This is a genomic window from Roseibium sp. (assembly GCF_048261595.1).
Classification (GTDB): Bacteria; Pseudomonadota; Alphaproteobacteria; order Rhizobiales; family Stappiaceae; genus Roseibium.
The window spans coordinates 17,395-37,793 of record NZ_JBLXFW010000003.1 but is presented as its reverse complement, the minus strand read 5'-3'; the positions used below and the strand labels follow the sequence as shown (position 1 = coordinate 37,793).

General features: G+C 59.7%; 17 protein-coding genes. 9 read left to right on the top strand and 8 right to left on the bottom strand.

Features of this window, described 5'->3' with window-relative positions; all coding sequences use genetic code 11:
* Positions 1-2 precede the first annotated feature (2 nt).
* The 7 genes from ACN0SY_RS11285 (at position 3) to ACN0SY_RS11255 (ending at position 8,053) form a co-directional block, all read left to right on the top strand.
* Complete coding sequence (locus ACN0SY_RS11285) at positions 3-1,781, top strand: sensor histidine kinase (protein ID WP_417687239.1); 1,779 nt, start codon at positions 3-5, stop codon at positions 1,779-1,781.
* A gap of 6 nt (positions 1,782-1,787) precedes the next feature.
* Positions 1,788-3,125, top strand: coding sequence for a sigma-54-dependent transcriptional regulator (locus ACN0SY_RS11280; RefSeq protein ID WP_417687238.1), 1,338 nt, complete (start codon positions 1,788-1,790; stop codon positions 3,123-3,125).
* Between the two features lie 126 nt (positions 3,126-3,251).
* Entirely contained in the window at positions 3,252-3,683 is a 432-nt protein-coding gene (locus ACN0SY_RS11275; protein WP_417687237.1) for a carboxymuconolactone decarboxylase family protein, read from the top strand.
* Between the two features lies 1 nt (position 3,684).
* Positions 3,685-4,620 (top strand): RNA polymerase sigma factor SigJ, encoded by a 936-nt coding sequence (sigJ, locus tag ACN0SY_RS11270; RefSeq protein ID WP_417687236.1) that lies wholly within the window; start codon positions 3,685-3,687, stop codon positions 4,618-4,620.
* A 241-nt stretch (positions 4,621-4,861) separates the two neighbouring features.
* A complete protein-coding gene (locus tag ACN0SY_RS11265) occupies positions 4,862-5,869 on the top strand; it encodes a DctP family TRAP transporter solute-binding subunit (RefSeq protein ID WP_417687235.1) in 1,008 nt (335 codons plus the stop codon).
* Positions 5,870-6,018: 149 nt separating this feature from the next.
* Positions 6,019-6,639, top strand: coding sequence for a TRAP transporter small permease (locus tag ACN0SY_RS11260; protein WP_417687234.1), 621 nt, complete (start codon positions 6,019-6,021; stop codon positions 6,637-6,639).
* Positions 6,640-6,649: 10 nt separating this feature from the next.
* Positions 6,650-8,053: a TRAP transporter large permease gene (locus ACN0SY_RS11255; protein ID WP_417687233.1), complete on the top strand. Its 1,404-nt coding sequence runs from the start codon at positions 6,650-6,652 to the stop codon at positions 8,051-8,053.
* Positions 8,054-8,135: 82 nt separating this feature from the next.
* Here ACN0SY_RS11255 and ACN0SY_RS11250 read toward each other — a convergent pair whose 3' ends face one another.
* On the bottom strand, positions 8,136-9,233 hold the full coding sequence (locus ACN0SY_RS11250) for a citrate synthase/methylcitrate synthase (protein ID WP_417687232.1): 1,098 nt from the start codon (positions 9,231-9,233) through the stop codon (positions 8,136-8,138).
* Positions 9,234-9,309: 76 nt separating this feature from the next.
* Here ACN0SY_RS11250 and ACN0SY_RS11245 point away from each other — a divergent pair, with 76 nt between their 5' ends.
* Positions 9,310-10,491 (top strand): citrate/2-methylcitrate synthase, encoded by a 1,182-nt coding sequence (locus ACN0SY_RS11245; RefSeq protein WP_417687231.1) that lies wholly within the window; start codon positions 9,310-9,312, stop codon positions 10,489-10,491.
* 20 nt (positions 10,492-10,511) lie between these two features.
* Here ACN0SY_RS11245 and denD read toward each other — a convergent pair whose 3' ends face one another.
* Positions 10,512-11,489, bottom strand: coding sequence for a D-erythronate dehydrogenase (gene denD / locus ACN0SY_RS11240; RefSeq protein WP_417687230.1), 978 nt, complete (start codon positions 11,487-11,489; stop codon positions 10,512-10,514).
* Positions 11,490-11,609: 120 nt separating this feature from the next.
* Positions 11,610-12,443 carry an isocitrate lyase/PEP mutase family protein gene (locus ACN0SY_RS11235; protein WP_417687229.1) on the bottom strand — a complete coding sequence of 278 codons (834 nt, stop codon included), beginning with the start codon at positions 12,441-12,443 and terminating at the stop codon, positions 11,610-11,612.
* Positions 12,444-12,799: 356 nt separating this feature from the next.
* Here ACN0SY_RS11235 and gfa point away from each other — a divergent pair, with 356 nt between their 5' ends.
* A complete protein-coding gene (gene gfa / locus ACN0SY_RS11230) occupies positions 12,800-13,438 on the top strand; it encodes an S-(hydroxymethyl)glutathione synthase (RefSeq protein ID WP_417687228.1) in 639 nt (212 codons plus the stop codon).
* A gap of 117 nt (positions 13,439-13,555) precedes the next feature.
* On the opposite strand, the gene ACN0SY_RS11225 is transcribed toward gfa, so the two are convergent.
* From ACN0SY_RS11225 to ACN0SY_RS11205, 5 genes are all read right to left on the bottom strand, one after another.
* Positions 13,556-13,837, bottom strand: coding sequence for an SCP2 sterol-binding domain-containing protein (locus tag ACN0SY_RS11225; RefSeq protein ID WP_417687227.1), 282 nt, complete (start codon positions 13,835-13,837; stop codon positions 13,556-13,558).
* Positions 13,838-13,972: 135 nt separating this feature from the next.
* A complete protein-coding gene (locus ACN0SY_RS11220) occupies positions 13,973-15,772 on the bottom strand; it encodes an IlvD/Edd family dehydratase (protein WP_417687226.1) in 1,800 nt (599 codons plus the stop codon).
* Positions 15,773-15,877: 105 nt separating this feature from the next.
* Positions 15,878-17,341: an HAD family hydrolase gene (locus ACN0SY_RS11215; RefSeq protein ID WP_417687898.1), complete on the bottom strand. Its 1,464-nt coding sequence runs from the start codon at positions 17,339-17,341 to the stop codon at positions 15,878-15,880.
* A gap of 373 nt (positions 17,342-17,714) precedes the next feature.
* Entirely contained in the window at positions 17,715-19,442 is a 1,728-nt protein-coding gene (locus tag ACN0SY_RS11210) for an ABC transporter ATP-binding protein (protein WP_417687225.1), read from the bottom strand.
* A 10-nt stretch (positions 19,443-19,452) separates the two neighbouring features.
* Positions 19,453-20,397 carry an ABC transporter permease gene (locus ACN0SY_RS11205; protein WP_417687224.1) on the bottom strand — a complete coding sequence of 315 codons (945 nt, stop codon included), beginning with the start codon at positions 20,395-20,397 and terminating at the stop codon, positions 19,453-19,455.
* Positions 20,398-20,399: the final 2 nt, after the last annotated feature.

Sequence of the window (20,399 nt, the reverse complement as noted above, 5' to 3'; positions counted from 1 at the left end):
TGATGAGACGCCGGCTTGCCTTTCGCTTGAGGCTTTTTGCCATCGCCATAGTGCTGGCGGCGAGCCTTGCGATTGTCTGGTTGACGGGAGCCACCAGTCTCCGGTTTTTCCTTGGAGACGTGCAAACCCGCGCGGAGGCAAGCCTTCAGGTCCAGTCGGCAGTTCTGGAGGGTCTCTTGGACAAGTTTCGCCTGATGGCGCCGCTTGTCGCGCGCAGCCCCGATGCGGTGCATATCGTGGCGTCGGCAGATCAGTTCACCGGCCGTCAGGTTGCAGCGCTTGCCGCCGGCATGGCAGGTGCGGAGGAAGTCTGGTTCCTGGCAGATGACGGGTCGGCCATCGCGTCCAGCAACACCACAGGCCTCTCGGTTGCGCTCCGCGGAGCCAGCGCCATTCCTCAGGCTTTTACGCAGGCGCTGCAGGGTCAGCTAGGGCGCGAACTCCTTCGCGGAACGCCGGAAGCGCCGGCGAACTATGTCTTTGCGTCTCCGGTGCGGGTCGACGGAGTTATTGCGGGCGTTCTTGCCGTCCGGGTCTCACTGGCGGGCGTGGAACAGGCTTGGGCGCTCAGCAAGGACCCGATCATCGCCGCCGACGAGGCTGGCGAAGTCCTGGTCTCCAATATTCCAAGTTGGCGTGGTCGAAACGTCCGTGAAGTGGAAACCGATCGCGAAATCCAGCTGGTGCTTGAGGAGGGTGATCCGGCGAACTTTGTACAGCTTGCAGACCGTCGGCAGACCCATAGCCGCATGGAACTGACCACGAGCCTGCCGGTTCTGGGGTGGAAAGTCCTGATCTTTGCCGACACGACCGAAGCGCGTCGCCAATCCGCCCGTGCCATGGTCATTGCGCTGTTGCTATGTGTCATTGCAGGCGGGGCCGTCTGGGCGATGCTGGCTCGGCGCGAGGAACTGACCCGGCGCCTTCGCCGTGACAAGGCCGCAGCTCTGCGTCTGGAGCGCCGTGTTCGCAGCCGTACGACCGAACTCAGAAAGGCCAATGCCCGACTTGAGCAGGAGGTTCGCGATCGCGAGCAGGCAGAAGCCGACCTGCGTCAAGCACAGGCCGAACTTGTTCAGGCAGCAAAGCTGGCAACCCTCGGCAAGATGTCGGCAGCCCTCAGTCATGAGTACAACCAGCCGCTCGCGGCCATTCGCTCGGATGCGGAAATCGCCGAAATGCTCATTGCCCGGGGCACACCCGACAAGGCGCTGGCCAACCTTGGCCGCATTGGCGAGATGGTCGCCCGTATGGCCGAGATCGCACGGACGCTCAAGGGCTTTTCACGCCGGTCAGGCACTGAAATCAAGCCGGTTTCCCTACGCCAGGTGATCGATGAGGCCATGCTCATGCTGATGCCTCAGATCAAGCGCAGCGGAGTGACACTTACGACCTCGATCCCGGATGAGGATATTATCGTCAGTGGCGGCCGCATCCGCCTCGAACAGGTTGTCATGAACCTGGTTTCGAATGCAGTGGATGCGGTGAAGGCTGTTTCCGATCCGCGTATCACTCTGGATCTTCGTCTCGAGGGCGGCTTTGCTGTTCTCAGCGTTCGCGACAACGGGCCGGGCATCGACCCTCAGGTCATGTCCCAGATCTTCGAGCCGTTCTTCACGACAAAGGAAGTCGGAGCGGGACTAGGCCTCGGCCTTTCCATCGCTTACAAGATCGTCCACGATTTTTCCGGTACTCTTTCGGCGAGCAACGACGAAGCGGGCGGCGCCCTGTTCGTCATGCGGTTGCCCGAGGCCGGGCGACAAACATTAGCAGCGGAATAGACAGCCATGGATCAGGCCTGTGTCCTGTTGGTCGACGACGAAGACGATCTGCGCGCGTCGCTCACACAAGGGCTTGAGCTGACCGGTCACAAGGTGGTCGCCACCGGCGATCCCGAGACTGCTCTTGAAAAGATCAAGCGTGATTTCTACGGCGTTCTGGTCACGGATATCCGCATGCCGGGAACCGACGGCTTCGAGGTCATGCGCAAGGCACTGGAAATCGACCCCGCCCTTCCCGTGGTTCTGATCACCGGGCACGGCGATGTGCCTTTGGCCGTGGAGGCCATGCGTTCCGGTGCCTACGATTTCATGGAAAAGCCTTTCTCGGTCACCAGCCTCGCCTCTGTGGCCGAACGAGCACTCGACAAGCGCCGCCTGGTTCTGGAAAACAGGAAGCTTCGCGAGGAATTGGCCGACCGCTCCGGCATCGAGGGACGTCTGGTGGGACGCACCGCCGCCATGGATCAGCTTCGACGGACGGTGCTGGCGCTCGCAACGACGGATGCGGACGTTCTCATCCTTGGTGAAACAGGTTCCGGCAAGGAAGTCGTTGCGAGGGCGCTGCACGACGAAGGCCCGCGAAGGGCGAAACCGTTTGTCGCTCTCAATTGCGGCGCCCTGCCCGCTGAAATTATCGAATCCGAACTCTTTGGCCATGAGAAGGGCGCTTTCACGGGTGCCAGCGGCCAGCGTATCGGCAAGCTCGAACATGCTCACGGCGGGACTGTCTTTCTCGACGAAATCGAATCCATGCCGCTTGAGCTTCAGGTGAAGCTGCTGCGCGTGATCGAGACGAGGACGATCGAACGGCTTGGCTCAAACCGGTCCATCGATCTGGACGTCCGCTTCATCGCCGCGACAAAGGAGGACCTCGAGGAGGCAGGTAAACAGGGGCGCTTCCGTCTCGACCTTTTCTATCGGCTGAACGTGGTGTCCGTGTCGATTCCGCCCTTGCGTGACCGCCTTGAGGATATCCCGTTGTTGTTCCAGCATCTGGCTGTCGAGGCGCGGGCTCGTTACCGCCGCGAGATTCCGGATGTGTCCGACAGCTATCTGGCCAAGTTGATGGCGCGTGAATGGCCCGGGAATGTCCGAGAACTGCGCAATGTCGCCGACCGTTTCGTGCTGGGGCTCGAAGATCAGGGTGAACCGGAACCGGGCGCAAGTTCCACCCTGTTCGATCAGGTCGCTGCCTACGAGAAGGCCCTGATCGCGGCTGAACTCAAGCGCAACGCCGGTTCGATCAAGACGACCTATGAAAACCTTGGCCTGAGCCGCAAGGCGCTTTACGAGAAGATGAGAAAATACGGCCTGGGCAAGGAAGAGATGGACACCTCCGGCTGAAATGCTGGCGACCCGAGCACGGATGTCCGCGGCATATCCCGAAAATTCTCGAATCTGAGTCACAAAAGCAGAAGCTGGTTCGTCGTCCGGATGTAAGTCCCGCAAACTTCATTCCGGAAGGCTCAAATGAACCAAGTTGCCATTGTCGACCATCAGAAGAATGTGCCGCATATCCTCAAGGCCTTTCTTGAAACCGAAACCCAGATCCGCCAGTCGGGCCTGAGTGATACGCTCTACCACCTGGTGAAGCTGCGGGCCTCCCAGCTGAACAATTGCGCCTATTGCGTGAAGATGCATACCTCCGAAGCCCTGAAGCACGGCGACACGCACGAGCGGGTCGAACGTCTTATCGTCTGGCGGCACGTGAACGATTTCACGCCGGAAGAGCGCGCGGCCCTCGACTGGACAGAAGCGCTGACAGAATTGGATGACAGGACCGGCTACGCGGACCTGCGACTGGAATTGCAAAAGCACTACTCGGATGCTCAGATCAGTGCACTCACGGCGCTCATCGCCATGATCAACCTGTGGAACCGAATGGGAGTGTCCAATCACTGACATGGCAACAACGGCCAGCGATGACATCGGTGGCAAGACCGCGGTCTTCGAGATGGCGCGGCCCCAGCTTATGGGGCTCGCCTACCGGATGCTGGGCAGTCTGGCCGATGCTGAGGATGCGGTTCAGGACACGTTTGTGAAGTGGCAATCTGTCGATGTGTCGAAGCTTCGAAATGCGGAGGCCTGGCTGACGACGGTCTGCACCAATCGGTGCCTGGACCTTCTCAAGGCCGCGTCGCGAAACCGGCTCAATTATGTCGGTCCCTGGATTCCCGAACCGCTGCAGACGGAGACACTTGCAAGTCCGGAGGACGATCTCGACAGGGCGCAGTCGCTTACCACCGCCTTTTTGCTGTTGCTTGACCGTTTGTCGCCAAAGGAGCGAGCGGCCTTCCTTCTGCGCGAGGTATTTGGCAAGCCGTACAAGGAGGTTGCGGACACATTGACCCTGAGCGAGGCCTCGTGTCGTCAGCTCGTGTCGCGAGCGGCTCGGTCTGTGCGTGAAGAAAAGTCCCGCTTCCGGCCTTCCGCGGATCAACAGGCCGCCTTCCTCGCGGCGTTTCAGCTGGCGCTTGAAACCGGCAGATCCGACCAGCTCGCCCAACTGCTCGCGGAAAATGTCAGCCTGAGTGCCGACAGCGGTGGCAAGGTGGTCACCATCAGTCGCGTGCTCCAGGGGCCTCGCGAGGTGAGTGGCTTTGTGGTGAAGGCTCTTCGCAGGTACTGGGGTCCCATCAGACTGGTGCAGAGGGAAGTCAACGGCCTCTTCGGTCTGGTTGCAGTCGCGGACGACGGGGTTCATGCCGTCATGACCCTTGGCTACAATGAGGACGGCACGGTTGGCCAGATCTACATTGTCCGCAACCCGGACAAGCTTGCACGCCTGGATTTTCGGTTCCGCCATCAGGCCAGCGACGGCTCTTTGACCCCCGATTAGCCTGTGTTTGTACACTCGAATGTGTCGATGTCGACACATTGCTATCTTGGATTGGGTCGAAACCGACACGTATAGGCGTGTTGTGAGAGGTATTTCGTCAAGAGATCTCCTAACATTCGTTAACTTCCGGCCATTTTTTTGAATTGGCACGCACGTTGCTAACTTCGCTCCAGCGTGAAAATCGCGCTACCGGGGGCGTCCGCCTGCCGGAGTGTCAGAAAAATGTCTGGGAGGACATTTCATGAAAAAGTTCGTTCTTGCTGCGGCTGCCGCAGCTTCCTTCGCATTTGCAGGTGCAGCGCAGGCTGCCGACGCATGTGACGACGGCGAAATCGTCATCAAGTTCAGCCACGTTGTTGCCGCTACCGGCCACCCGAAGGGCGACGCTGCGACGATGCTTGCGGATCGCGTCAACGAAGAGATGAACGGCAAGGCCTGCATGCAGGTGTTCCCGAACTCTCAGCTGTTCGATGACGACAAGGTCATGGAAGCCCTGCTGCTCGGTGACGTTCAGCTTGCTGCTCCGTCCCTGTCGAAGTTCGAAGCCTATACCCTCAAGTTCCGTCTGTTCGATCTGCCGTTCCTGTTCCAGGACCTGAACGCTGTCGAGCGCTTCACCACCGGTGCTGACGGCAAGGCTCTGCTCGGCTCCATGACCGAATACGGCTTCCAGGGCCTTGGCTACTGGAGCTCCGGTCTGAAGCAGTTCTCGGCCAACAAGGCGCTGAACGTTCCGGCCGACGCCGAAGGCCTCAAGTTCCGTGTCCAGACTTCTGACGTGGCTGTTGCCATGATCGAAGCCATGGGCGCAAACGCACAGAAGCTCGCCTTCAAGGAAGTTTATGGCGCCCTGCAGACCGGTGTTGTGGACGGTCAGGAAAACTCCTGGTCCAACATCTACACCCAGAAGTTCTTCGAAGTTCAGGACGGCATCACCGAAACCAACCACCAGCTGTTGGCCTACCTGCTTGTCACTTCCGACGAGTGGCTGAACAGCCTGGAAGCAGACGTTCGTGACCAGTTCCTGAAGATCGTCGAGGAAGTCACGGCTGCTGCAAACGGTGAAGTCGCGGCCAAGGAAGGTGCAAACCGTCAGCGTATCCTGGACGCAGGTTCGACGATCCGCGAACTGACACCTGAACAGCGCAAGGCATGGGTTGATGCCATGAAGCCGGTTTGGGACAAGTTCGAAGGCGACATCGGCAAGGACCTGATCGACGCTGCCGTTGCTTCCAACGGCGCAAGCTGATTACGGCTTGAAGATGGAGGGCCGCCCGTTCGGCCCTCCATCACGCCCCATACAGACAAATAGCCGGATTGCCGACAGGGGCCTGCACCGGCATCAATAAAAGACACGATCAATAACATGCCCGGCAGGGCCTGTTTCGGGGGAAACTCATGCAACGCGTCGACAATTGGGTCACGCGCTTTGAGGAGGGCGTTCTCGCTTTCCTTCTGGCTGCGATGACCATCGTCTCCTTTACCCAGGTGGTCGCCCGCTATGGCTTCAACTCCGGTTGGACCGGCGCCCTTGAATTCACACGAATCCTGTTCGCCTGGCTGATCCTCTTTGGCATGAGCTATGGCGTTAAAATCGGCTCCCATCTCGGCGTCGATGCGGTCATCCGTCTCCTGCCCAAGCCACTTTTCCGCGTTGCTGCGGTATTCGGAGCCCTGTGCGGTATCGTCTATGCCGGTACGTTGCTCTATTCGGAATGGCTGCACGTCTTCGGTCTCAACACTCGTGGCGGTGCGATCGACTACTGGATGAAGATGTACAAGATCGGCATCGGCCTCGATGACCTGCGTTATCCGGATTATGTCATCGAGAACTTCGGTACCAAGGAGCGCGTCCAGCGCTGGATCGCCTACATCATTCTCCCGGTTGGCCTTGCCCTGTTCCTGTTCCGCTGCATTCAGGCGGCGTGGCAGATCATTACCGGCGAGCGCGAAATGATGATCGCGGCCCACGAGGCCGAGGATCTCGTTGCTGAAAACAAAGACATTCTGAAGGATTGAGGTAGAAACAATGGAAGCCGCAATCCTCTTCATCATGGTGCTCGGGCTGTTGTTCCTGGGCGTCCCCATTGCCATCTCGCTCGGTCTGTCCAGCGTCATGGCTATCGCCATCTTCTCCAACGATTCGATCTCGTCGGTAGCCCTTCAGCTGTTCACGGCCTCGCAGAACTACACGCTGCTGGCGATCCCGTTCTTCATTCTGGCGTCGGCCTTCATGTCGACCGGCGGTGTCGCACGGCGCATCATCCGCTTCGCCATCGCCTGTGTTGGCCATGTGCGCGGTGGTCTTGCGATTGCCGCGGTTTTTTCGTGCATGCTGTTTGCGGCGCTCTCCGGATCGTCGCCGGCAACCGTGGTCGCCATCGGCACCATTGCAATCGCAGGCATGCGTCAGGTCGGCTACACCAAGGAATTCGCAGCTGGCGTCATCGCCAATGCGGGCACACTCGGCATCCTGATCCCGCCGTCCATCGTCATGGTGGTCTATGCAGCCGCGACGGATGTTTCCGTTGGCCGCATGTTCCTTGCTGGTGTGATTCCGGGGCTGGTTGCCGGTCTCATGCTGATGATCGCCATCTATGTGAACGCGCGCATGAAGAACATGCCGAAGCAGCCGTTCGCCGGGTTCGGCGAAATTTCGAAGGCAGCCGGTGAAGCCGCCTTCGGTCTGCTGCTGATCGTGATCATCCTGGGCGGAATTTATGGCGGGGTCTTCACGCCAACGGAAGCTGCTGCCGTGGCCGCGGTCTACTCCTTCCTGATCGCAATCTTCATCTACCGCGACATGGGTCCGCTCAAGGAAGTGCCCATGCGCAAGGATGGTGAGAGCATTCCCGCCGCTTTTGTCCGGAACCTGATCCTGACCGTGATCTATTTTGTCCCGGGCTGCTTCCACAAGGACACAAAGAAGGTCCTGACGGATGCTGCCAAGACGACGATCATGCTCATGTTCATCATCGTCAACGCGATGTTGTTTGCCCATGTGCTGACGTCCGAGCGTATCCCGCAGGCGATTACCGACTGGATGATCGGTGCCGGCTTCAACTGGTTCACGTTCCTGATCGCGGTCAACCTGCTGTTGCTGCTTGGCGGACAGTTCATGGAGCCCTCCGGCCTGCTGCTGATCGTGGCTCCGGTCGTGTTCCCGATCGCGATCGAGCTGGGCGTCGATCCGGTTCATCTCGGCATCATCATGGTGGTGAACATGGAGATCGGCATGATCACGCCACCGATCGGCCTGAACCTCTTTGTCACGTCAGGGATCACGGGCATGAGCCTGATCCAGGTGGTGCGGGCTTCGGCGCCCTTTGTGCTGATCCTGTTCCTGTTCCTGATCCTGGTCACCTATGTCCCCGGTCTTTCCACCTGGCTCCCCTACAGCCTGATGGGGCCGGAGATCATCACCAACCGATAGAAGTTGGGACGGGCAACTTCCAAAGGCCGGGGCATTGCTCCGGCCTTTCTTTATTGGCAACCTCTGGAAACGGTCGAAGAGCTCAGCCCGGCATCGGGCCGATATACTCCGAGGATGGCCGGATCAGTCTGCCGGTCTTCTGTTGTTCAATGACGTGAGCACACCATCCAGGTGCACGTCCCGTGGCAAAAAGCGGCGTAAAGAGCTGGCGGTCAATGCCGATCGCATTGAGAAGGACCGCCGTGTAGAATTCCACATTGGTGTCCAGGCGCCGGTCAGGTTTGGCGATCGCAAGTGCGTTCAGCGCGGCTCGCTCGATGGCTTCGGCGCTGCGGAGCTTGGGGTTGTCCTGTGGAAGGAGCGCTAGACCGGCCTTAAGGACGTCGGCACGCGGATCCCGTGTGCGGTAGACGCGATGCCCGAAACCCATCAGGCGCCTGCCTTCCCTCAGTTCGTTGGCTATCCAGTCTGCGGCGCGTTCCGGCGTTCCGATTGCGTCGATCATGTCGAGCACGGGACCGGGAGCGCCGCCATGCAATGGACCCTTGAGCGCACCCATGGCGCCCGTGATGGCATCCTTCATATCCGCCCCGGTCGAGGCGATCACCCTGGCGGTAAAGGTCGACGCGTTGAGACCGTGGTCAAGAATGGTGACGAGATACCGGTCCAGCGCTGCAACAGCCGAAGCCTCTGGGCGTGTTCCGCTCAGCATGCGCAAGAGATCTTCGGCCGTTGCCAGGTGCGGATCGGGCGCCACCGGCTGTTCCCCGTTCTCCAGCCTTGCCGCTGCTGCCAGGATCACGGGAATTGCGCCGCAAATCCGTTCGGCAGACGTCAGCTCAAGGTCGACGGGAAGGGCGCAAATACCCAATCGCATGCGTTCGTAGATGTCCAGCTCGCGCGGTGCTTCAGACATCGCGGGGACGGCAGCCATTGCAAGCATGCGGGCCTTGGCAAAGGTGGTCTGGAGGTCGCCCTGACTGATTGGCACCAGATCCGTCCACAAATGCCCTACCGCATGCTCGAACGGCATCGTGCCGGCAAGCTCTTCGATCCGTCTGCCGCGCAGGATCAGTTCGCCTTTCTGACCGTCGACTTCACTCAGGGCGGTCTGTGCCACCACAAGGCCTTCGAGGCCGGGCGCAGGAGCCAGGCCGGAATGTTTGAGGGGGTGAGTCATGTCGCTCTCCTTGTTGTTGCGGCGACTAAACTCTGCAAAGCTTGATATCGTCAATATTGATAAATACAATCAATATATGAGCTCTCCGATCTATCTCTCTGCCCGTGAAGCGGCCGCCGAACTCGGTGTTCAGGCCGCAACCCTTTACGCCTATGTCAGCCGGGGCCTTATTCGGTCGGTCCCTGGTCCGGGAAAGCAACGGCGCTACGACGCGGCAGACGTCCGTCGCCTGATGGACCGGAAATCTCCGGGCGATGAAGTTGGGACGAGCCCCTCGGCAAACGATCCTATCCTGGAAACCCGGCTGACACTGATCACTGATGAAGGACACTTCTATCGTGGTATTCCGGCGCTCGAGTTGGCGGCGACCTCGAGTCTGGAAGCGGTTGCGACCCTGCTTTGGGATTGCTCCGATGATCCGTTCGCCAGCGAGTTTGGTCCGGTATTGACGGATTTTCCGGCAGGTGCCGGACCGCTGGAGCGCCTCATGGCTGCGCTTGCGGTCTGGCCGACGCTGGATCCCTCGGCCTATACGCTGTCGCCCCGGCTTTTGCGCCGCAAAGGCGGAGCTCTCTTACGTCTTGGAGTAACAGCCCTGCTTGGTGTTCCAATCAGCTCGGCGACCGTTCATGAGGGGATTGGGGCAGCATGGCAGGTCGACCCGGAAGTCGAAGGCCTGTTGCGTGCGGCCCTCGTTCTGTCCGCCGATCACGAGTTGAACACCAGCGCCTTCGCGGTCCGTTGTGCTGCCTCGACGCGCGCCCCTTTGCACGCGGCGCTGATCTCGGGCGTCGGTGCCTTTGCAGGACCCCGCCATGGGGCGTCGATAGACCGGGTCAACGCGTGGCTCTCCGAAATCCGGGATGTAGAGGATGTCCGGATTGTGCTGAACGCCCGCCTGCAGCGCGGAGAACCGCTGCCGGGTTTCGGGCATACGATCTACTCGGCTACGGACCCGCGGGCTGCCTGTCTCCTGGACTTGCTTGCATCTAGAAGGACAAGCGATCCCTTCATCGCAGTCGCGCGCGAAATCGTCGGGACAGCTGATGAGCTCTTTGGCGTTGGTCCGAATATCGATTTCGCACTCGCCGTTGCACAGCGCGCGCTCGACCTGCCGCCGGATGCCGGCAAGGTGCTGTTCTGCGCCGGACGAATGGTGGGCTGGATCGCCCATGCACTCGAACAGTATCAGGCGCGTGAACTCATCCGGCCCCGTGCTGCTTATATCGGTGAGCGGCCAAAGGGCATCCGCTTTTAGGCGCCCTTCAGCTGTCTCTGTCAGACTGGAATGCCTTCATCCTCGATATAGGCCCTGACGATGGCGTCGAAGGACTCATCGGCTACAAACCCGAGGTTTTTCGCGCGCGCTGCGTCGAAGCGCCGTGGCCAGCCCGCAACAATACCGGCGATTGTCTGGTCAGGCTCTCTCCGTACGAGCTTCATGCGTGCCTCGCCGCCGATCCTCCGCAAGGTCTCAAGTTGCTCTCCCACAGTCACGGCCAGTCCGGGCATTGTAAGATTGCGGCGCGTCCCGATGGCCTCGCCTTCGATTTCGGCGGCATGGATCAGGAAGTTGACGGCGGCGCGCGGGCTCGCCATCCAGTGCATCACGTCTTCGGTCACGGGAAGCAGTGCCTCCTGCCCGTTCAATGGTTCCCGGATGATCCCGGAAAAGAAGCCTGACGCTGCCTTGTTGGGTTTGCCCGGTCGGACGACGATGGTCGGGAGGCGGATGCCAATGCCATCCATCATGCCGCGTCGGGTCAGGTCGGACAGAAGCATCTCACCGATGGCCTTCTGTGTTCCGTAGGAGGTCAGTGGTGTGAGATGGAAGTCGTCCGGGATGGGATCGGGGAAGGGTGCGCCGAAGACGGCAATCGATGATGTGAAGACGACGCGCGGGCAGTAGCCGTCACCGGCGTTCCGTATCGCCTCGAAAAGCTCTCGTGTTCCATCCAGGTTGATCGTGTAGCCCTTGTCGTAGTCGGCTTCCGCTTCGCCCGAGACGATTGCGGCCAGATGGAAGATCACGTCCGGCCGCGACTGGATCAGCCTTTCTGCCACGCCAGTACGCGAGAAATCGACCGCCTGGGTTTCGACCGGGCAAGGAGAGTCTGCCGGGGCAGTCGGAGCGAAAACGTCGACCAGTGACAGCTTGCTGATCTCGGCACCACGGAGTCGTTTGCTGCGTACGAGCTGCTCGGTCAGCTTTCGCCCAACCATGCCCGCTGCGCCCAGAATGAGAACGCTGGTCATATCTATCTCCTCCCAGGATTTCAGACCATTCGGGAGGAGACTAGGATGGCTTCCGCAGGTTCGCCAAGGGCGGAAAAGGCACGATGTGACCGGCGTTGACGTTTATTTGGCTTACAGGGGTCAGCCACGACCGCGCAGGAAGGGATCGAAATCCGTCACGCCCGCCGCCCGGTCGAAGCAGCCGAAACTTCCGCCGTCCTTCATGTCCTCCGCTGCTGCCGTGAAGGCTCCATAGGCGATGCGCGCAAGACCGGAGCCGATGGACACACGGGCGACGCCCATGCCGGCAAGTTCCTTGCGTGTCATGTGAAAGGCTTTCCGTCCTGCCAGAACGTTCAAGGGCTTGTCGATGCGGCCAAGCACCTGAACAATGTCGTCATGCCTGACGAGATCAGGCGCGTACAGGCAGTCCGCACCGGCCGCGGAAAAGGCGTTCAAACGCTCGATCGTCCGCTCAAGGTGCTCTGGCTCGTTGATCGGGGCCTCGGAACGGGCGGTCAGGACAAAGTCCGGAGCAAGCCGATCGATGACGTCAACGGCAGCGCGGATCCGTTCCACGGCCAGTTCAAGGTCGTAGAAAGGCTGTTGAGGATCGGTCGAAAAATCCTCGATCGAACAGCCGCTCAACCCCACCTCGATTGCCCCGCGAATGGTCTCGGCCACGTCCTCGGGCTTGTCGCCGAAACCGTTCTCCAGATCTCCGTTTACCGGCAGCGTCGTCGCTTCGACGATTTCCTGCGCGTGTGCAAGTGCCATGTCGCGTGTGATCAGACCCTCGGCATCTTTCAGGCCTCGGGAAAAGGCATACCCGGCACTGGTCGTTGCCAAGGCATCGAACCGCAATCCTTCCAGGATCCGGGTCGTACCGGTGTCGAAAGGATTGGGCATCAGGAAGGCCGCGCCGGCCTGGTGCAGCTGCTTGAAACGTTCCCGACGGCCTCGAATGGTTTCCATGTCTCGTCTCCAGGTTTACGTGTGGAACGCACTTGAGAGGGTTTCGATCCGAAAAGGACTTGCGGTCACTATGACACCATGCCGAAAGGGAAGGTAAGGTAAAACGTGTCGAGAAAGGGCGGATTATGAAAATCCGGCACCAGCCAAAGAGAGATGAGAAGACGAAAAACAGACACATTGGTCTGTATTGAGATATGGCAACTCTTGTTTCTACAGTGAGTGCGGGGCGGTCCGTATTTGAAAATGAAATTCATGCCAGCCAAAGAATAAATACAAGGCACAAGGTATCGTGGCCCCTGATGACGGATCTCCCTTGCCGCGAGGCAGGTGAAAAACACGCAGGGAGGTGTGTGAGAATGTCATTTTTGTCAGGTCTATTCGGGAGTGGCAACGGTAACGGCCGTCCGGGACGTCCCGCTCCAAGCAACATCAAGATCCATCCGCAGGTAGACAATGGATTTCCACCGGCGCGCGCCGGGTTCGGCGGGGGAACGCTGAGCTGCCACTGCGCGACAAATCCGGTGCGGGTGAAAGTCAGCGCCCAGAGCGCCCATAATCACGTTTGCGGCTGCACCAAGTGCTGGAAACCTGCTGGCGCGGTGTTCAGTCAGATTGCCGTGGTTCCGCGTGAAGCCGTTTCCGTTACCGCCAATGCGGACAAGCTGCAGATCGTCAATCCGGATGCGCCGATCCAGCGTTATGCCTGCAAGGAATGCGGCGTTCACATGTATGGCCGGATCGAGAACACGGAGCATCCGCTCTACGGACTCGACTTCATTCACACTGAACTATCGCCGGAAGCTGGATGGTCACCGCCGGAATTTGCGGCCTTCGTGTCGTCTATCATCGAATCCGGCTATCCGCCGGCAAAGATGGATGCAGTGCGTACCCGCCTGCGGGAGCTCGGACTTGAGCCCTATGACGCATTGTCGCCGCCGATCATGGATCTGATTGCGACACACACGGCAAAGAAGAGCGGTGCGCTCGCCGCCTGACGGCACTGCAAAGCACTATCGGGTAAGCCCTTTCGGCGAAAAAGGAACGCCGGCCCAGGTGGTTGGGCCGGCGTTCGAGCCTGATCAGGCGTTGGAGCGGATGCTCCGGATTTGTCGTCAGACGATGCTGCCGAGTTTCATGGCCACACTCATGTCGCCATCGACCTTGAGCTTGCCGCCCATGAACGCTGCGGTCGGGTTGAGTTCTCCTGCAAGCATGTCGGAAAGGTCTTCCGGCGACATCGTGATCGTGCAGTCTGCATCGGCGTCGTCATTGGTGACCGTCGAGCCCTGCACGAAAATGGCGCCGGTGTCGCCCAGGTCGAACTTGACGCTTTCGTCGATGCCGCCGCCAGCGACCTTGCTGCGGACGGTTTCAGTGAGTTGTTCCAGGCTCATTGCATACTCCAGTGCTTTGCGAGGAACCCGCCCTCGCCTCGTCACAGTCCAAACATAACCTTTACGTAATCGTCAAGTACGTTCAGCCGAAACGGATGATTTTCTTTCCCATTTCGTTGTTTGAACGGCGATCTCCTAGTGATTGTCACGGGGGAGGCCCTTGGTGTGGGCGATATCTTGATAGTTGACGGCTGGCTTGAGAACCATGCCCTTGTCGAACTGGTCCACCATGGAACGCTGGATTTCCTGCCAGGGCGTCTGGTGATCCGCATAGGCAAAACCGCCATCGGCTTCAAGTGTGGCTCGGCGGTCGGCCAGTTCTTCGTCCGAGATCAGAATGTCCGCTGTGCCAAGGCGCAGATCGATCCGAACCCGGTCACCTGTCTGGATCAGGGCGAGACCACCCATGGCGGCTGCCTCCGGCGAGGCATTCAGAATCGACGGCGAGCCCGACGTACCCGATTGCCGGCCATCGCCGATACAGGGCAGCGAATGGATGCCTCGCTTGATGAGCGCCGCGGGCGGCTGCATGTTGACGACCTCCGCTCCGCCGGGATAGCCGATCGGCCCGGTGCCGCGAATAAACAGCATGCAGTGCTCATCGATATTGAGGTCCGGGTTGTCGATGTTGTCGTGGTAATCCTCCGGCCCTTCAAAAACGATGGCGCGCCCCTCGAAGGCTTCCGGGTCGTCCGGGTTGGAAAGGTACCGGTCCCGGAATTCAGCTGAGATCACGCTCGTCTTCATGATCGCGCTGTCAAACAGGTTGCCTTTCAGGTTCAGGAACCCGGCGTTCTCCTTAAGTGGACGGTCGAAAGGCCTGATGACCTCCGCAAGCTCGATTTCCCGGCCCTGGCAGTTGTTGCCAATGCTCTTTCCATTGACCGTCAACGCCCCGGGATGAGGCAATTTGCCATGACGCATCAACTCGTTGACGACGGCCGGAACACCGCCGGCGTGATGGTAGTCCTCGCCGAGATATTCTCCCGCCGGCTGCAGGTTCACCATGAGCGGGATCTCGTGGCCGATTTCCTGCCAGTCGTCATTGTCGAGGGGCACGCCGAGATGGCGAGCGATGGCGTTGAGGTGAATCGGAGCATTGGTCGAACCGCCGATGGCGGAGTTGACGACAATGGCGTTCTCGAAAGCCTGCCGCGTCATGATGTCGGACGGCTTCAGGTCCTCATGAACCATGTCAACGATGCGACGACCCGTTTCATAGGCGATCTGTCCCCGTTCGCGGTAGGGCGCGGGGATTGCTGCGGATCCGGGCAGCTGCATGCCAAGCGCTTCAGCGAGCGAATTCATGGTTGTCGCGGTGCCCATGGTGTTGCAGTAGCCGACGGAGGGTGCTGACGACGAGACAAGGTCCATGAACCCCTCGTAGTCGATTTCTCCTGCCGCGAGCATCTCACGCGCCTTCCAGACGATCGTGCCTGACCCGGTGCGCTCGCCCTTGTGCCATCCGTTCAGCATGGGGCCGACCGAAAGGGCGATTGCTGGAATGTTCATCGTGGCAGCCGCCATCAGGCAGGCTGGTGTGGTCTTGTCGCAACCGATGGTCAGGACAACACCGTCGATCGGATAGCCGTAGAGCAGTTCGACCAGGCCGAGGTAGGCGAGGTTCCGGTCAAGGGCCGCACCTGGCCGCTTGCCGGTCTCCTGGATCGGATGTACCGGAAACTCGAAACAGATGCCGCCTGCTTCGCGGATGCCTTCGCGTACCCGTTTCGCAAGCTCGAGGTGGTGGCGGTTACAAGGGGACAGGTCGGACCCTGTTTGCGCAATGCCGATAATCGGCTTGCCCGACTGCAACTCTTCCCGCGTCAGCCCGAAGTTGAGGTATCGCTCGATATAGAGCGCTGTCATGCCCGGATTGTCAGGATTGTTGAACCAGGCCGTAGACCGCAGTTTCGGCACTTTTCTTTCGGACATGAAATCTATTCCCTCGCAACTGGCGTTTCGCGCGTCTTTTGACCTGATTAACAGCATTGCGAGGGAGTTCTGTAAAGCGGTTTGAATGTTGAAGCTTTCGCTCCATCACGGGTGTTGTCGGCTAACTGCGACCTGAAATGCGAAGGGGAGGCCGAGAGCCAGGAAACCTGCGATCGGTAAGGGTACCAGTCCGGCGCTTCCCGACAGGGCTGCGATTGCTGCGGCACCTGCGGCGATCAAGGTGAACCTGTGAGAAAGTCTGGTTGCCTGGGCGCTCAGATCGAGTAGCTTGGTCAGCCCGGCAAGATGTCCGGGTTCGAGTGTTGCAAGCAGTCGTTCTGCATCGGTCGACGTTGCTGAAAGGCTGAAAACTCCGCGCCGGCCGCTGTCGGCGACGGAAACGAAAAGAGCAGACTGACTGGCCAGACCAGCTTCGGCTGTAGCGAAGCGGCTACCCTGGCGTATATCGGAGATAACACGTTCGACTCCGATAGCCTTTCCGAACCCAGCAGCAGTCTGCGCCTCTGTTCCGGTCACGAGCGTGAGTCCGACCGATCTTGTCTTGAGGCCCGAAAGAACATGCGGAGCGGCACCGTCCATGGCGGCCTGAAGGGCAATGAGACCGACGAGGCGCCCTTCCAAGGCCACGAGGACGCAAATCTTTCCCTCCGCCTGAAGTGGCTTGCACAATGCCGATGCCGTGAAGCAGTCGATCGACAGCTCTTTCATGAGACCGGCATTTCCGACCGCCACCGTTTTCCCGCCCAGGATGGCAACACAGCCAAGACCGGGAACCTCCTCGTATTCTTCAGGCGCCATGACCGCGACGCCCCAGTCACCGGCGATGGTTCTGATAGCGGAGGCAATTGGATGGCGCGCCTGGTTTTCCACCGATGCGGCAACGGACAGCAGTGGCTCCGGCTTGTTGTCGAACGACTGGACATCCGTCACCACAAGGGTATCGCGTTCGAGCAGCGCTGGCTTGTCGAAGGCAATGTGCTCGGCTGCCGACAGTTCATTCAGCGCCTTTAGACCGTTGATTTCAACGCCCACGGATCGAGCGGATATCAAGCCTCTTTTGGCAGCGAGGCGCACCATCAATTCAGGCACATGTGGCCAGGCGAGTACGAATGCCGCGGCGGCGGCAGCCATCCCGTCGCTTGCCGCACCGAAAAACCACCACGCCAGCGCGGTGATGAACAGCAGGCTGATAGCAAACGTTGCCTGAAATGCCACAAGACGGGGCATTTCAGGTGCTGCGAACTCCACACCTGGCGCAAGATGGAGCGTCAGAAAGCGGCTTGCCATGATGACCGCACCTGCGGCCAGGAAAACGGAGGTAGAAGTTTCGTTGCCCGTCACCGCCGCCCCGCCGAGTGCGGCGAGAAAAGACCCTGCAGCTGCTGTGAGCGTGATTTTCTCCTTGAGAATCCGGTCTCGAAACCGTGTGCCTGCGAGGGTTAGCAGCAGGCCTGCGGTCCACAGGAAGGCAAGAGTCGCAAGCCATGACGACGGAGAAAGCAGACCTGGTGTCAACCATCGATCGGCAAGCAGAAGGGCGAGGGACACAGCAAGCAAGGCGACATGCACGAGCCGGAGGGTCGGGAGCGACGCAATCAAACGCGATACGAAAATTTGGAAGGGCACTGTGAGGGGTAACCGATCAGAATTGCAGGACCTGCCGAAGCAGCGGTTCGTCCTATCGCGCGGCTATAGGCCCAGAATGAGGCGGAGTGGATTCAGAAGCTGCAAAATCTGCTCAATGGTGAATATAAAATGCGCAATTTTGGGTTTTATATACTGTCAAAATTGATTAGTATGACGTTACGGAATTTTTTGAAGGTCCGCCGTATTTGAGGGTCAGAGCGTAATATTTTGACCTTATGTGAAAGTCGTTTCAGCGGGAGGGGGTTATCCCCCTCCCTTTTTGTGCCCGACAGGATCAGGCCTGCAGAGGCTCCAGATTGGCGCGCGACAGCAATTCCATTGATGGCATGAGGCTGAGCAGTTCGCGTGTGTAGGGATGCTGCGGATTTTCGAACAGCTGATCGCAGTCTGCGACTTCGCACAGCTCGCCGTTACGCATCACGGCGATGCGGTTGCACATCTGCCGGATGACGGCGAGGTCGTGGCTGATGAACAGCATGGTCAGCCCCAGTTCTTCCTGAAGGTCCTTCAGAAGGTTCAGGATCTGGGCCTGGATGGAGACGTCCAGTGCCGAGGTTGGTTCATCGCAGATCAGGAACCTCGGACGGGTGGCAAGCGCACGGGCAATGGAGATCCGCTGCCGTTGTCCGCCGGAGAATTCGTGCGGAAACTTCTCGCCGGCCGCTGCCCCTAGGCCTACGTGGTCAAGAAGATCTGCCACGATCTGACGAACTTCCGAATTGGATGACGCCAGTTTGTGGAACTTGATCGGCTCGGCAATGATGTCTCGCACCCTCATCCGCGCATTCAGCGAGGAATAAGGGTCCTGAAAGATCATCTGCATCTGCCGGCGCATGGCCAGTACCTCTCGCCGGTCCTTGAGCGACGTCAGCTCCTGGCCAGCGAAATTGATCGATCCACCTGTCGGATGATAGAGCCCGGTAATCAGCCGGGCGACTGTCGATTTTCCCGACCCGGATTCGCCGACGACTCCGAACGTCTCGCCCTCATGGATGTCGAAACTGACCTTTTTCACTGCCTTGAAATAGCGCCGTCTCGAGGGGATGATCGAGGCGCGGGTCTCGAAACGCATGTCGAGATCGGCGATTTTCACCAGCGGACCATCAACCTTTGTGTAGTCGCGGGACTGGCCAAGCCAGTGGGTCGAGATATCGATGTGTTTCGTCGGTGTCCCGGCCTTTTCGATGTAGTTCACTTGCGGGAACCGGCTGATACGGACATCCGGGCGCGGAACGGCCGAGATCAGGCTTTGGGTGTAGGGGTGACGCGGAGCACCCAGCACCTGGGTGGTCTCGCCGTATTCCACCAGCTCGCCGTGGTACATCACCGCTACATGGTCGGTGATGTCGGCAATCACGCCCATGTCGTGGGTGATGACCATCATGGCCACGTTTCGCTCGGTGCAGAGCTTCTTCATCAGCTCCAGGATCTGCGCCTGGATGGAGACGTCGAGCGCGGTGGTCGGTTCATCGGCGATCACCAGTTCAGGTTCGGCGCAAAGGGCCAGTGCAATCACGACGCGTTGGCGCATGCCGCCGGAGAACTGATGCGGATATTGCTTGACCCTCTCCGAGGGGTCCGGGATCCCGACAGCATCCAGCAGCTCCACCGCACGTGCCTTTGCCTGCGAGCTGGAAAGAGGCAAGTGCGTGCGGATGGTTTCCACGAGTTGGGATTCGACGGTTTGCAAGGGATCGAGCGAGGTCAGGGGATCCTGGAAGATCATGCCGATCTTGCGCCCGCGCATCAGCCGCTTCTGCTGGTCTGGCAGGTTGTCGATGCGTTGGCCGTGCAGGAAGATCTCGCCCTCGGCAACGCGGCCCGGCTCCTGCAAAAGACCGATGACTGCATTGCCGACGGTCGACTTGCCTGCGCCGGATTCACCGACGACACCGAGGATCCTGCCCGCTTCCAGCTTCAGGTTTACGCCGTGAACGGCAACGAAGGTCGACTTGCGGCCGGGGAATTCGACCTTGAGGTCATGAATGTCAAGAACGCTCATGGGTCGGGCCTCAGCGCAGTTTCGGGTTGAGCGCGTCGCGCAGCCAGTCGCCCAGCAAGTTGACGTTCAGCACAAGGAGCGCAAGCGCCAGGCCGGGGAAGATCGCGATCCACCATTCGCCGGAATAAAGGAAGTCGTTTCCGATGGAGATCAGCGTTCCGAGAGACGGCTGGGTGGGCGGCATGCCGACACCCAGGAACGACAGGGTGGCTTCTGTAACGATGGCCAGCGCCAGGTTGATCGTCGCGATGACCAGCACCGGACCGGTGACGTTCGGCAGAATATGGCGGACCATGATGATAACGGACGGAATGCCGATCACGCGGGCTGCCTGAACATATTCCTTGTTCTTCTCCACCATCGTCGAGCCGCGAACGGTGCGGGCGTATTGCACCCAGAACGAAAGCGCGAGGGAGAAGATCAGGATCCAGAAGGAGAAGACCTCCCGGTCCAGCGAGCCGAAGATGCCGCGAGCGGCGCCGTCGATCAAAAGAGCGATCAGGATGGCCGGGAAGGTCAGCTGAATATCCGCGATGCGCATGATCAGCGCGTCAACGCGTCCGCCCATGTAGCCGGCGACGAGGCCGAGGGTGATGCCAAGAAACGCGGCGGCGATTACCGAGCAGAAGCCAACGATCAGCGAGATCCGCATGCCATAGAAAATGCCGGACAGGAGGTCGCGGCCCTGATCATCGGTGCCAAGTACGAAGCGCGGATCGGAATATTCCATCCAGACCGGTGGGACGCGGGCATCCATGATCGACAGGGATGCCAGATCGAATGGGTTGTGCGGCGAGATCCAGGGAGCCAGGAACGCAAGCAGGAACAGGATCAGGGTACCTGCCGCCGCGACGATGGTGACCTTGGAACGCAGGAAGGAATGGAAAATATCGCTGTCGAGCATGCGCGCGATAACGCCTGGGCGCTTTTCCGGGGATTGGGTCATGTCTGTCATGA

Excerpts from the sequence above, each read along its gene's own strand:
- ACN0SY_RS11285 (WP_417687239.1), top strand. The coding sequence starts at position 3 with ATGAGACGCCGGCTTGCCTTTCGCTTGAGGCTTTTTGCCATCGCCATA.
- ACN0SY_RS11280 (WP_417687238.1), top strand. The coding sequence starts at position 1,788 with ATGGATCAGGCCTGTGTCCTGTTGGTCGACGACGAAGACGATCTGCGC.
- ACN0SY_RS11275 (WP_417687237.1), top strand. The coding sequence starts at position 3,252 with ATGAACCAAGTTGCCATTGTCGACCATCAGAAGAATGTGCCGCATATC.
- sigJ (WP_417687236.1), top strand. The coding sequence starts at position 3,685 with ATGGCAACAACGGCCAGCGATGACATCGGTGGCAAGACCGCGGTCTTC.
- ACN0SY_RS11265 (WP_417687235.1), top strand. The coding sequence starts at position 4,862 with ATGAAAAAGTTCGTTCTTGCTGCGGCTGCCGCAGCTTCCTTCGCATTT.
- ACN0SY_RS11260 (WP_417687234.1), top strand. The coding sequence starts at position 6,019 with ATGCAACGCGTCGACAATTGGGTCACGCGCTTTGAGGAGGGCGTTCTC.
- ACN0SY_RS11255 (WP_417687233.1), top strand. The coding sequence starts at position 6,650 with ATGGAAGCCGCAATCCTCTTCATCATGGTGCTCGGGCTGTTGTTCCTG.
- ACN0SY_RS11250 (WP_417687232.1), bottom strand. The coding sequence starts at position 9,233 with ATGACTCACCCCCTCAAACATTCCGGCCTGGCTCCTGCGCCCGGCCTC.
- ACN0SY_RS11245 (WP_417687231.1), top strand. The coding sequence starts at position 9,310 with ATGAGCTCTCCGATCTATCTCTCTGCCCGTGAAGCGGCCGCCGAACTC.
- denD (WP_417687230.1), bottom strand. The coding sequence starts at position 11,489 with ATGACCAGCGTTCTCATTCTGGGCGCAGCGGGCATGGTTGGGCGAAAG.
- ACN0SY_RS11235 (WP_417687229.1), bottom strand. The coding sequence starts at position 12,443 with ATGGAAACCATTCGAGGCCGTCGGGAACGTTTCAAGCAGCTGCACCAG.
- gfa (WP_417687228.1), top strand. The coding sequence starts at position 12,800 with ATGTCATTTTTGTCAGGTCTATTCGGGAGTGGCAACGGTAACGGCCGT.
- ACN0SY_RS11225 (WP_417687227.1), bottom strand. The coding sequence starts at position 13,837 with ATGAGCCTGGAACAACTCACTGAAACCGTCCGCAGCAAGGTCGCTGGC.
- ACN0SY_RS11220 (WP_417687226.1), bottom strand. The coding sequence starts at position 15,772 with ATGTCCGAAAGAAAAGTGCCGAAACTGCGGTCTACGGCCTGGTTCAAC.
- ACN0SY_RS11210 (WP_417687225.1), bottom strand. The coding sequence starts at position 19,442 with ATGAGCGTTCTTGACATTCATGACCTCAAGGTCGAATTCCCCGGCCGC.
- ACN0SY_RS11205 (WP_417687224.1), bottom strand. The coding sequence starts at position 20,397 with ATGACAGACATGACCCAATCCCCGGAAAAGCGCCCAGGCGTTATCGCG.